This window comes from Exiguobacterium sp. s122 (genome assembly GCF_018618475.1).
Lineage (GTDB): Bacteria > Bacillota > Bacilli > Exiguobacteriales > Exiguobacteriaceae > Exiguobacterium > Exiguobacterium himgiriensis.
In genome coordinates this window covers 139,128-150,840 of record NZ_JACSMD010000003.1, presented here as the reverse complement: position 1 = coordinate 150,840, position 11,713 = coordinate 139,128, and the positions used below count along the sequence as shown (strand labels likewise).

Annotated in this window: 13 protein-coding genes; 4 read left to right on the top strand and 9 right to left on the bottom strand. The window is 50.3% G+C overall.

What is annotated here, in order from left to right:
- Nucleotides 1-32 precede the first annotated feature (32 nt).
- From map to KNP92_RS13200, 5 genes are all read right to left on the bottom strand, one after another.
- On the bottom strand, nt 33-782 hold the full coding sequence (gene map / locus KNP92_RS13220; RefSeq protein ID WP_214841283.1) for a type I methionyl aminopeptidase: 750 nt from the start codon (nt 780-782) through the stop codon (nt 33-35).
- A gap of 14 nt (nt 783-796) precedes the next feature.
- Nucleotides 797-1,981, bottom strand: coding sequence for an EAL-associated domain-containing protein (locus KNP92_RS13215; RefSeq protein ID WP_214841281.1), 1,185 nt, complete (start codon nt 1,979-1,981; stop codon nt 797-799).
- A 48-nt stretch (nt 1,982-2,029) separates the two neighbouring features.
- Nucleotides 2,030-2,281 carry a hypothetical protein gene (locus tag KNP92_RS13210; protein ID WP_034803864.1) on the bottom strand — a complete coding sequence of 84 codons (252 nt, stop codon included), beginning with the start codon at nt 2,279-2,281 and terminating at the stop codon, nt 2,030-2,032.
- 101 nt (nt 2,282-2,382) lie between these two features.
- Complete coding sequence (gene cshA / locus KNP92_RS13205) at nt 2,383-3,909, bottom strand: degradosome RNA helicase CshA (protein ID WP_152545845.1); 1,527 nt, start codon at nt 3,907-3,909, stop codon at nt 2,383-2,385.
- 163 nt (nt 3,910-4,072) lie between these two features.
- Nucleotides 4,073-4,924 (bottom strand): CvfB family protein, encoded by an 852-nt coding sequence (locus KNP92_RS13200; RefSeq protein WP_034803867.1) that lies wholly within the window; start codon nt 4,922-4,924, stop codon nt 4,073-4,075.
- A gap of 563 nt (nt 4,925-5,487) precedes the next feature.
- On the opposite strand from KNP92_RS13200, the gene KNP92_RS13195 reads away from it, so the two are divergent.
- From KNP92_RS13195 to KNP92_RS13180, 4 genes are all read left to right on the top strand, one after another.
- Entirely contained in the window at nt 5,488-5,730 is a 243-nt protein-coding gene (locus tag KNP92_RS13195) for a hypothetical protein (RefSeq protein WP_214841279.1), read from the top strand.
- A gap of 86 nt (nt 5,731-5,816) precedes the next feature.
- Entirely contained in the window at nt 5,817-6,077 is a 261-nt protein-coding gene (locus tag KNP92_RS13190; RefSeq protein ID WP_214841272.1) for a hypothetical protein, read from the top strand.
- 82 nt (nt 6,078-6,159) lie between these two features.
- Nucleotides 6,160-6,861: a lysophospholipid acyltransferase family protein gene (locus KNP92_RS13185; protein ID WP_214841270.1), complete on the top strand. Its 702-nt coding sequence runs from the start codon at nt 6,160-6,162 to the stop codon at nt 6,859-6,861.
- On the top strand, nt 6,858-8,747 hold the full coding sequence (locus KNP92_RS13180) for an ABC-F family ATP-binding cassette domain-containing protein (protein WP_214841268.1): 1,890 nt from the start codon (nt 6,858-6,860) through the stop codon (nt 8,745-8,747). The genes KNP92_RS13185 and KNP92_RS13180 overlap by 4 nt, the downstream gene beginning before the upstream one ends.
- A 9-nt stretch (nt 8,748-8,756) precedes the next feature.
- Here the strand turns inward: KNP92_RS13180 and KNP92_RS13175 are convergent, their stop codons facing one another.
- From KNP92_RS13175 to liaF, 4 genes are all read right to left on the bottom strand, one after another.
- Nucleotides 8,757-9,233 carry a GNAT family N-acetyltransferase gene (locus KNP92_RS13175; protein WP_251136593.1) on the bottom strand — a complete coding sequence of 159 codons (477 nt, stop codon included), beginning with the start codon at nt 9,231-9,233 and terminating at the stop codon, nt 8,757-8,759.
- A 74-nt stretch (nt 9,234-9,307) separates the two neighbouring features.
- Nucleotides 9,308-9,940: a response regulator gene (locus KNP92_RS13170; protein WP_024371642.1), complete on the bottom strand. Its 633-nt coding sequence runs from the start codon at nt 9,938-9,940 to the stop codon at nt 9,308-9,310.
- On the bottom strand, nt 9,937-10,965 hold the full coding sequence (locus KNP92_RS13165) for a sensor histidine kinase (protein WP_214841266.1): 1,029 nt from the start codon (nt 10,963-10,965) through the stop codon (nt 9,937-9,939). Before KNP92_RS13165 ends, KNP92_RS13170 begins: the two co-directional genes overlap by 4 nt.
- The gene (liaF, locus tag KNP92_RS13160) at nt 10,962-11,654 is read right to left on the bottom strand and encodes a cell wall-active antibiotics response protein LiaF (protein ID WP_214841264.1); all 693 of its coding nucleotides are present in this window, start codon (nt 11,652-11,654) and stop codon (nt 10,962-10,964) included. The genes KNP92_RS13165 and liaF overlap by 4 nt, the downstream gene beginning before the upstream one ends.
- Nucleotides 11,655-11,713 lie beyond the last annotated feature (59 nt).

The window sequence follows — 11,713 nt, the reverse complement described above, 5'->3', positions numbered from 1 at the left end:
GGCGGATGACATAGTCATCTGCCTTTTATTATTTAACGGAACGAGCCCGTCAATACTTCATAGCCATCCTCAGTAACGACGACCGTGTGCTCAAATTGAGACACGAGACTGTTGTTCGGTGTGAAGAGCGACCAGCCGTCCTCTTCTGATTGGTAGACGATTTCATCTTTCGTCGAAATGAACGTCTCAACGGCAATGACTTGACCGACTTTCAAGATGTCGTTCTCTTCCCGGTTGTAGTAGTTCGAAATCGACTCTGGCTCTCCGTGAAGCGTACGCCCTAAGCCATGTCCGGCCAAGTTACGGATGACCGTGAAGCCATTCTTACGGGCATCGGCATAAATCGCTTTCCCGATCTGGTTCACTTTCGTCCCGGCTTTTACTTTGCTGAGTCCCGCTTCAAGCGACGTGAGGGAAACTTCGACAAGTCGCTCGTGCTGTGACGATTTCGGCGTACCGGCAATGACCGTTCGGCCCGTGTCCGCATAATACCCGTCTTTTACGGCCGAGACGTCGATGTTGACGAGGTCCCCATCTTGAATGACGAGCTCGCCTGGAATCCCGTGCGCTGCAATCTCATTGACAGAGATACATGTATAGCCGGGGAACTCATACATCGTGATCGGCGCAGAGGCCGCACCTTCCGCTTCAAGAATCCGTTGTCCAATCTCATCCAGTTGTTTTGTTGTGATACCGGGCGTGACCGCTTTCGCCATTTCATCTCTCGCCAAGGCCACGATTCGGCCAATCTCACGTAACGCATCGTAATCATAATCAAGCATCCTGCATCCCTCTTTCAATCTAATAATCGGTTTTGATATAAGTATTCCTCTGACAAATCGGCAAACAAGAACATGCCGTCCGGTAACGGGTAGCTAAACGTCCGCGTCACTTCATTCGAGCTGAAATCCCGATAATCGTCGGATAAGTAACCGCGTCCACGGACACTCATCGCCGCCATCGTCTGAATAAAGTATGGGCGAAAACTCCAGTTATATCCCCGATACGTATTGTCGACCTTCCATTCAGCATCGGCCTGATAGATGTTCGCACTCGTCTGGAATCCGGTCCGGTCAGTTAGATAATATCGGACAAATTTCCCTTCGAGCTTCGCAGCGATATGAAGTAACCATTCATCCTTCTTGTCTCGAGACCATTTTCCAGTCTGAACGAGCTCTTGAATTTGACGGTGTAACTCAAACTCGAGTTCATAGAGGCGCTGCAACCGTTCCTGATCATGAAGAAAGAACGACGGCACTTCTTGTGCGAGCACACCCATTCCTTTCGTCTCGTATACAGGTGACATCGTTCGTTGACCTAGTAACCCGCCCATATAATAACGTCCGCCATGTTGCCACGCGTAACGTAACTGACCGACGTGATCGATTGACTTATAAAGTAGCGGAGCCCCAAGTTTTGAAGCGATGTACTCCATCGTCTGCAGCATGTGTGGATACGTCACCGATAACGTCTTTTTCTCGACCATCGTCGCCAAGTCAACGAGCAATAGTTCCGGCGCGATGGCCATGATGTCTTCGATGCTCGTCGATTCCGCACAGTCGAGCGCGATTTTTACACCGTATGAACGGTAATACTGGACGACACGCGATAACCTCGACACATCGACGAGGTCGGTCCCTTGAATCGTCACGTAGATGCGATGGAGCGGGAAGTTCAATTCGTGAAGCGGTGCGAGAAACGCTTCGCCCCCTTCTTCAAGGATCCATTCAGCCCGACAGCGAAACGTGACGAACTGTTTTGCATCCCGGAGCGACTCCGCAGCCAAACGCTCCATCCGCTTGGCGATATCGAGCTGATATTCGACCGGCACGTCGTCATCATAAAAGAACGATGTGAGCGATTCACCCCTAAACTGGCCATGCACCATATAGCCTTCGACTTGAAACGTCGCCGCTCCAAGAACGGGCTCATACGTCACCTCGACTTCGTCTGGATTCATCATCACATCCACTGCATCCACTCGTCATCACCTCATTCATTTAATCAAAAATAAGAAAGCGAGCCGGTTTCAGCTCGCTCGTGTATGCACATACATATAGGCACCGAAACAAGCAATGAAATACACGATACTCATTACCCCATAGCCGATTCCCATTTTCCCACCGACACCGATGGCCATGACGAGCCAAATCATCGCGCCAAATAGTAACGTCGCTACGGGGATATAGCGAAAATTCGGCCGGTCCGTCTTTGATACGATTGGCTTTAACGCCAATACACATACCAACAGTATGACGAAACCGAAACTAAGTTCTACCATCCGTTGACACCTCATCCTTCCATCTCTACTCGTTTAGTGTAGCATGACCGCAATAAAAAAACCGCAAATCCACTTAAGGAAATGCGGTTTTGATTTATCGATTAGTCACGTGGACGGCGTGGGCCACGGTCGTCTGAACGACGGCGATCGTCCGAACGACGACGGTCGTCTCCACCGCTACGTTTGCCACGGTATCCACCGCCGCCACCGCTACGGCCGCCACGGTCTCCGCCGCCACGACGTTCGCCGCCGCCACTACGGTTTCCACGGTATCCACCGCGGTCGTTGCGTCCGCCTTGACGCTTCACGCGAATTGGGTCTGCGTATGAGATTTCAACTGGTGTTGAATCCGGCTCTTTCGTCAATCCACGAAGGGCTGCCGCAAGAATTTCAACTGCTTCATACTCTTCAAGAAGCTCTGTCGCAAGTTGCGTGTAAGCTTTGAAGTCGCCCGCTTGAACGCGTTCGATCAACTCTTCAGCTGCTTGCTTTTGGTTGCCTTCAAGTACTTCCGCGATTGTCGGTACGTGACGACGGTTCATCTTCTTGTTCGTCACACGCTCGATTGCTTTGACTTGGCCGAACTCACGTGGCGTGATGAACGTAAGAGCAGTACCTGTTTTACCAGCACGGCCTGTACGTCCGATCCGGTGCACGTAGCTTTCCGGGTCTTGTGGCACATCGAAGTTGTACACGTGTGTGACACCTGAGATGTCGAGACCACGTGCTGCAACGTCTGTTGCGACTAAGATGTCAATCGTGCCGTTTTTGAAACGACGGATGACTTGGTCGCGTTTTGATTGCGTCAAGTCACCGTGAAGACCATCAGCCGTGTAACCACGCTTGATAAGGGCTTCTGTCACTTCGTCAACGCGTTTCTTCGTACGAGCGAAGATGATGCTGAGTTCTGGTGAGTCGATGTCAATCAAACGGCAAAGCGTATCGAATTTCTGGCCTTCGCGCAATTCGAGGAACTGTTGGTTGATGTTCTCAACTGTCATTTCCTTCGCTTTTACTTTGATGATTGTCGGCGACTTCATGAAGCGTTCAGCAATCTTCTTGATCTGTGGTGGCATCGTCGCTGAGAAGAGAAGCGTCTGACGCTCAGCTGGAAGACCAGCCAAAATCGTCTCGATATCTTCTACGAAGCCCATGTTGAGCATTTCATCCGCCTCGTCCAAGATGACCGTTTGGATCTCGTCGAGTTTGATCGTCTTGCGTTTCATGTGGTCCATGAGACGTCCTGGTGTCGCAACGACGATTTGTGGGTTCTTTTTCAAGCCGCGGATTTGACGGTCGATTTGTTGACCACCGTAAACAGGGAGTGCGTATACACGTTTCGCTTCCCCGATTTTGTTCAATTCTTCTGCAACTTGAATCGCAAGTTCACGTGTCGGTGCAAGAACGAGTGCTTGGACTTGACGCGCCTTTGAATCGATTCGCTCAATTGTCGGAATACCGAAAGCTGCTGTTTTCCCTGTACCTGTTTGTGCTTGTCCTAATACGTCCACTCCAGTGAGTGCGACAGGAATTGTTTCAGCTTGAATCGGTGTGGCTTCTTCGAAGCCCATCTTGAGTACACCTTTTACTAATGCTTCACTTAACTGTAAATCTTGGAATTTTGTCAAATTATATTCTCCTTTGTTCATACAAAAAACGTCTGAGAGTTCGTTCAACAGACGTTCTTTCAATGTTTCCTCTTAGTCAACTTTACTAACTATAACGTATTCGTTTCTAAAATGAAAGAAATACATTCTAAAACTTTTCATGACTGCGTCAGCATGAGTAATCTTATTTCAATTTGTACCCGTTGTCGAGCTTTTCAACTCGCTTTTCTTTTAATAACTTACCGAGGGCACGTTTGAAGGCCGCTTTGCTCATCCCGAACTCCCGGTCGATGATGTCAGGTGCCGTTTTATCGCCATAAGGCATTTGGCCACCTCGTTCTTCAATATAAGAGAGAACGTTTCCTGCGTCCCCTTCAATCGCTTCGTACGCACGTGGCTTCATTGAGACGAGTACCGTCCCGTCTTGTTTCACTTTCGTCACGCGGACTGTCAATTGTTCCCCAAGGCGTGGCCATCTTGTCATCTCCGCTTCATGTAAGAAACCGAGTGACTCGTTCTCGACCCAAACGTTGACCCCGACGTCTCGTTTATTTAATACGATTGCCGACACGTCTTGGTTGCCCCACTCTTCTTTTGCGGGGCGAGCTAATAAATTCAAGTAAGCGTATGGAGCCGGGTCGCCTAACAGACGCCCTTTTTGGTCGTACTTGAGGCGAACGCATAGCTTGTCGCCTTCTTTTGGCCAGTACGACCGATTTTCAGGAAGGTCGTCTTGTGAGACGAGCACATCTTTTTGAATCCCGATATTGACGAACACGCCCGTATTGTACCGGACACCCGTCACTTCGAACCATTCGTACTCATCGAACGTCACGTTCGGAATCGTCATCGTCGAGGCGAGCCGTCCTTCTGAATCATGATAAAGGAAGACACGCACCGTCTGTCCGACCGTGACTTCTTCCGTTTGCTCTTTTCGATGAAGCAGTACTTCTTCACGACCGTTTCCGATGAACACACCGAAATCAGCGGAACGTTCCGCGACCAAGTCTACGACTTCTCCTGCACGTAATGCCATATGATCCACATCCTTTTTTCTTCTATTACTGTCAGTATACCTACCTACACACGTTCCTAATCATATCATGTTCCTTTTTCTTCCCCCAAACAAATGTGACCAAAATGTGAACAGGGACGATAAGATGAAGCGAAAAAATGGCATGGATGCGTCGTCAATGTTTGAATAATTGTGACAATTTCGTGAACGAGATATTTCCATCTAGTATCCACATTTTGAAAACGTTATTATTAGAGGAGTGTTGTTAAACAATTAGGTTTCAGCCACTGCCGAACGGGGGATATAAAATGTTTGATGTTCAATCTCGCTCTTTTGCGAAACGCTTCATGAAGGGATTATTAATTACGTTCTTCGCCCTTCTCGCTTCACTCAGCTTCATTTTCTCAAACGGTGTGGATACGAATGTATCTTCATCCGTCACTATGGTCCAAGAGTGAAACGCCTCTCCGTTCGAGAAGGCGTTTTTTTCTTGTGTTCGACAGAAAAAGGAATTTATCGAACCGGTGTCGAACGAACATAACGTTCGATACTTTTTGAATCCTGTCGGAAAGGAAGAGTCACTCATGCTATTTTACTTTCTCGCCACGATTATCTCGGTCGTCGGTTTATCCGTCTCGTTCCAAACCGGTTTTTTCAAGGATCCGATCGGCACGTTCTTATTCGCCGCGCTACTCGCGATGGGGTTGTCATCGTTCAAGCAACTAATCGCTCAAACGAACCACCTTATCAAAGAACGACGTGACCAAAAGCGAATCAATCGAATCGTCGCCCGGATGCATTCTAGCTCGCGCAAACGCTCTACATAACACTCGTCTTCGACGGTCAGTTTTGTTATTCTAATGAAGATAGTAGATCGCATAACGGAATTGAACCGTAGGAGGCACATACACGTATGAATGAAATCCCCTTATCGAACGAATGGTTATTACGTTACTCACCGGTAATGGAGCTGTGGTTAAAGGAAGACGGAATCTTACTCGTCGATCACGACAACCGGATTCGGCTCACCCTTGAAATCGGGAACGATCAGGCGATGCAAATTAAAAGCATCGAACAAGACGGAGCTTACTTCGTCGTCGACCCGGTGAATAAACGAATTACGTTCGAACTCGAGGAAGAAGAAGAGGAAAGCGATTCTCGCTTCTGGGAATAAGGTTTCATGCCGTAGAGTCGGATTCTCCATTTGAGAAGAAGACTCTTTCTTATTGCGCGCTACATGGAAAGGAGACAACTGTATGATCCGCACCGCTATTTGGTTTTTCTCGTTTTTCGCTGTACTCCCCGTGACGTTACCGTTCTTGAAGAAAGCACGCACGCTGGAAGTCCCAGCTCGCTACAGCTATGTTCAAGAAATCGCTTATAAATGGGCCAACTTCTTATTAAAGGTCGCCGGGGCAAAGGTTCGCGTGACGGGCCTCGAAAACATTCCGAACGAACCGGTCGTCTACGTTGCGAACCATCAAGGGAATTTCGACGTCCCGATTATGATCACGGCAACGAAACATCCGAAAGCGTTCATCTCGAAAATTGAGGTACAGAAATTCCCGATTATCCCGCGTTGGATGGAATTGATGGGTTGTATCTTTATCGACCGGAGCGACCGACGTCAATCCATCCAGGCGATTCGCTCTGGAGTCGAGACGATTAAATCTGGCCAATCGATTATTATCTTCCCAGAAGGCACACGCTCAAAAGGCGGACCGATCAAAGAATTCAAAGCCGGCAGTTTGACGCTCGCCACGTCGAGCGGAGCTAAAATCGTACCGGTCGCCATTCAAGGAAGTCACCATCTGCTCGAGATGAAAAATCGCATCACGCCAGGCACAGTCGACGTGACGTTTCTTCCGTCCATCGATCCGGCCGATATCCCGAATAAAGAAATCGCCGCCACGGTCGAAGCCGCGATTCGCCAAGTCGTGGAAGGAGACGAGTCATGAGTTTGCTTACAATCGAAGGCATCCATAAAGAGTTTGCCGACAAAGTCCTATTCGACGACGTGACGATGACGATTCATCCGGGAAACCGCATTGGAATCATTGGCGTCAACGGTTCCGGAAAATCGACGTTCATGAAAATCATCGCTGGCGATGAGACGGCCGACCGGGGCACGATGCAACACCCGAACGATTATCGCATCCGCTATTTGACACAGACGGTCGAATTCGCACCTAACCAAACCATTTTAGACGCCTTGTTCACGAGTGACACCCCGTCCGTCCTCGCACTCAAAGCGTATGAACGAGCCCGACAACAACTTGAGGCCGACCCCGCGAGCGAACAACGACTTGAACGGTTCATGAAAGCTCAACAAGCCGTCGACGCCGCTGACGCATGGGAGACCGAGGCGAAATTAAAATCGATTTTAAACCGACTTGGCCTTCCGGACGTGACAGCTGACGTCAGTTCTTTATCTGGCGGCCAACAAAAGCGGGTCGCCCTCGCTGCGGCCCTGCTCGATGAAGCGGACTTGCTCTTGCTTGACGAGCCGACGAACGAACTCGATGCCGATACGATCGCTTGGCTCGAGACGGTGCTCGCGGACTATCGCGGGGCCATCTTACTCATCACGCACGACCGTTACTTTTTGAATCGTGTCACGAATCACATTTTAGAGATTGCGGACGGGACGAGCTATTTCTATGACGGAAACTATGAGCTGTTCCTTGAGAAACGAGCCGAACGGAAAGCACGGGCCCAATCGATGGAACAAAAACGGCAGAACATCTTACGGCGCGAACTCGCTTGGCTCCGACGCGGCGCCAAAGCACGGACGACGAAACAGAAAGCCCGAATCCAACGTGTCGAAGACTTGAAACATCAAGAATCGCTCGCTGAAGACGAAGCGCTCGACGTGTCTGTCGGATCGCGTCGTCTCGGGAAAAAGGTCATCGAAGTCGAAGACCTTTCGTTCCAATATGAGGCCACGCCAATCATCCGTGAATTTAACTGGCTATTCGGACGTCGTGAACGGTACGGCATCGTCGGTCCGAACGGAAGCGGGAAAACGACGCTTATGAATCTCCTTGCGAAACGACTTGAGCCGACGTCTGGTTCAATCGTACATGGCGAGACCGTTCACATCGGATACTACGGCCAACAAGTCGAGTTCGAGGATTTGTCACGCCGTGTCATCGATGAAATCGAGCGCATCGCCCAAGTCATTCACACCCCAGACGGTGAATCGATTACGGCGAGTCAGATGCTCGAGCGGTTCTTGTTTACTCCAGACGCCCAGTATAAACCGATTGCGAAACTTTCGGGCGGCGAAAAACGTCGTCTCGTCCTCATGCGCATCTTAATGGATGAACCGAACGTCTTGTTCTTAGATGAACCGACGAACGATCTCGATACCGAGACGTTATCCGTTCTCGAGGACTATTTGGAATCCTTCCCCGGAACTGTCATCGCCGTCAGTCACGACCGCTATTTCCTAGATCGGATTGCCGGTCGACTCATCGCGTTCGAAGACGGTGCAATCAACGTGTACCATGCCGAGTATAGCGACTACTTGGCCTCGCTCGAAGAGACGAAAGTTCAAGCGAAAAAGGAACCGAAAGAGAAGAAGGAGCGCGTCAAGACGGACGTCGTCAAATTCACGTTTAAAGAACAGAAGGAATGGGAGACGATTGAGGACGACATCGCCTCACTTGAGTCTGCCATCGAGACCGCCGAGGCACGCTTGGCCGATGCCGGCAGCGACCTCGGAAAAGTGAATGAGATTTATGCTGAAATCTCGACGCTGAAAGAAGCGCTCGATTCGAAAATGGAACGATGGGAATACCTATCAGAAATTGACGAACAGATTGAGGCGCAGAAACGGTAAAAGGCAGGATCATTCGTGATCCTGCCTTTCGTGTATGTAGCTATACATATAGACGTCATGCGCTTTCTCCGCTTGGCGCATATAGTGCCGGAGCGTGCCTTCGCGTAAAAACCCGTTCCGCTCAAGCATGTGTTGCGACGCGATGTTCCCCGTGTAGACGACCGCCCCGACCCGTTCAAAATCTGCCACGTGGGTGGCATAGTCGAGCGTCCGGCGCAACGCTTCGGACGCATAACCGTTATGCCAATAGTCCGGATGAATCTCATAACCGATTTCAGCACGGCGATGACGCCGAGCCAAGTTATGAAAGCCAATCGTCCCCATCAAGGTCAAATCGCGTTTGCGTATGATTCCCCATCGGATTGCCGTGCCCGTCTGCATTCCTTCGACCATGTTCGTCACCATCTGGATTGTCTCGTCAACCGTGACATGGGGCTCCATCCCATAATGCTTCAAGACGGCCGCGTTCGAAAAAATCGGGAACAACTAACTTGCGTCGACTACCTCGAGCGGCCGCAACGTCAGCCGTTCCGTCTCTAACGTCGGAATCATGACACCGCTCATTTACTCACCAAATTATGTTGGAACGCATAGACGACGGCTTGGGTCCGGTCATACACGTCGAGCTTCGTCAAAATGTTCGACACGTGTGTCTTTACCGTCTTGAGCGAAATGTACAATTCGTCGGCGATGACTTGATTCGCTTTCCCTTCGGCCATCAGCTGTAAAATCTCACGCTCTCGTGCCGTCAGACTCTCGTGAAGTGTCGTTTCCGGATGACGGAGACGTTCGAGCATCTTCCCGGTCACTTGCGCGGCCATGACGGGATTGCCGGCTGCCGTCTGACGGATGGCGTCGGCAATCTCGTTCGCGTTCGCCGTCTTCAAGACGTAACTCATCGCCCCGGCCTCGATGACCGGATACACTTTCTCATCATCCAAAAAGCTCGTCACGACTAGAATCTTCGCCTCTTTCCAGCTCGCCTTAATGCGTTTCGTCGACTCGACACCGTCGACCGGCTCCATGACGAGGTCCATTAAAACGACGTCCGGTTTCTCCGCGATAGCGAGTTCTGCGCCCGTCGCCCCGTCCGAGGCTTCGCCCACGACTTCAATATCCGGTTGGGTCGACAAGAAAGCCGACACTCCGGCCCGGACCATTTCGTGGTCATCAATTAATACGACTCGAATCATTCCAATCCCTCCACTTGTTGTTTCACGCGCACTTCAATTTGAGTACCGGCACCGGGGACACTCACGAGACGTAACGTCCCACCGACCTCAGCCGTTCTCTCTCTTATCGATTGTAAGCCATATGAAGCGACTTGTGTATCATCGACATTAAACCCGATGCCGTCATCATTGATTTTCAAGATGACCGTCTGTTGGACGGTCCGCATCTCAATCTCGAGTCGCTTCGCTTTGGCATGACGGAGGGTGTTGCTGATCGCTTCTTGGACGATTCGAAACAGTTCGTTCTCGGTGTGACGGGATAAATGCACTTCTTCAAGCCGCCACACAAGCTCAGTCGATTGTTTACGGGACAGCTCTTCTAACAATCGTTCAATCCCGGTCTTCAGCGTCATCCCTTCGAGCTCGACAGGACGCAGTTGCAAAAGAAGCGAGCGCATCTCTGCTTGGGCGGTTTGAGCCATGACCTCGACTTGTGCGATTTGTTTCGCGGCGACGTCCGGTTTGGCATTGATCGTCTGTTTGGCCGCCGTCGTCATCATCGAGATGGCGTACAGTTGTTGACTGACAGAGTCGTGCAACTCGCGGGCCACACGGCGACGCTCTTCAACGACCGCCTCACTTCGCGCCTCCTCGACGCTGACGGGACGGTCCCCGACGCGTTTGGCGACCTCGACCATCTCGGTCCGTTGTTTACTGATCCGGACGATTCGCTCTAACGTGTCGCGATAAGGCGACAACGGACGAAACGTGATTTCTTTTTGGTTCTCTAATTTCCATAGGGCGTTCGCGACTTCTCGAAAATCGCGACGTAAGTAAAAGTAGGACCCGACCCCGAACACACTGCCAATCAAAACGGCGATGACGAGGATGGACACACCGAAAGGCAACCCTTCTTCACGTGTAAACAAATCTCGGAGTGAAGTCGAGTCACCTATTAAAAAGGCTGATGTGACGAACAGTGCCGTCAACAAGCTGCTGAATAGTTGATGCCAGACGACCGTCCTTGGATAGGAATCTTTTTTCATACCGTCATCACCTCGACACTTCCGCTCATGAGCACGATATGAATCCGGACTTTGCGTGTCGCCGTCGGATAGTCGTCCGACGCTGTATAGAATCGACGATTGAAGACCGGTGAATAGTTCGATTCGTCGACTTGAATCTTCCCAAATCCAATCGAGGCATCAATCGAATAATCATACCCAGCCGGAATCAGGATGCGGACGTCACCGGCGAGTCCATTTAACAGTAAAAACGTCTCCCCTTCCGGAATGATGGCGCGAGACAAGTCCATTTCGACATCACGAAGTAAGAAGAACTCGTTCGTGTCTTTCAACACGTAATGTCCTGACTCTTTCGTGCCAAACGAAAACGCCTGCTCTTGCCGGAGATGGGTGCGGAATCGATTCGATTCGAGTGGACGATTTTTATAAAGGCGATACCCGAACATGAGCAAAAGTCCTGATAAAACGAACCCAAACGCTGCCGATGAGAAGATGAGTCCGACGAGCATGATGCCTCCGATGCCGTAAAAGACATAGCTGACCGGCTGATTGCCTTTTCGGCTAAAGCGACGTCCGATGTAAAGCAAAAGTAGCGGTAAAATCATGCTGAACAGAATGCTATTGCCGCCAGTGACGATATCGATGAATAGACCGATGGCGAATAAGATAATCATAAATCCGATGATTTGGCGTGTGTTCCAACGTTCCATCCGGCTTCCTCCTCTCCTAATATGTAAGATGAAGCAAAGAAGCGATGGTCCGAACCTAT

Excerpts from the sequence above, each read along its gene's own strand:
- KNP92_RS13180 (WP_214841268.1), top strand. The coding sequence starts at position 6,858 with ATGAGTTTGCTTACAATCGAAGGCATCCATAAAGAGTTTGCCGACAAA.
- KNP92_RS13185 (WP_214841270.1), top strand. The coding sequence starts at position 6,160 with ATGATCCGCACCGCTATTTGGTTTTTCTCGTTTTTCGCTGTACTCCCC.
- KNP92_RS13210 (WP_034803864.1), bottom strand. The coding sequence starts at position 2,281 with ATGGTAGAACTTAGTTTCGGTTTCGTCATACTGTTGGTATGTGTATTG.
- KNP92_RS13165 (WP_214841266.1), bottom strand. The coding sequence starts at position 10,965 with ATGAAAAAAGATTCCTATCCAAGGACGGTCGTCTGGCATCAACTATTC.
- KNP92_RS13200 (WP_034803867.1), bottom strand. The coding sequence starts at position 4,924 with ATGGCATTACGTGCAGGAGAAGTCGTAGACTTGGTCGCGGAACGTTCC.
- liaF (WP_214841264.1), bottom strand. The coding sequence starts at position 11,654 with ATGGAACGTTGGAACACACGCCAAATCATCGGATTTATGATTATCTTA.
- map (WP_214841283.1), bottom strand. The coding sequence starts at position 782 with ATGCTTGATTATGATTACGATGCGTTACGTGAGATTGGCCGAATCGTG.
- KNP92_RS13170 (WP_024371642.1), bottom strand. The coding sequence starts at position 9,940 with ATGATTCGAGTCGTATTAATTGATGACCACGAAATGGTCCGGGCCGGA.
- KNP92_RS13190 (WP_214841272.1), top strand. The coding sequence starts at position 5,817 with ATGAATGAAATCCCCTTATCGAACGAATGGTTATTACGTTACTCACCG.
- KNP92_RS13195 (WP_214841279.1), top strand. The coding sequence starts at position 5,488 with ATGCTATTTTACTTTCTCGCCACGATTATCTCGGTCGTCGGTTTATCC.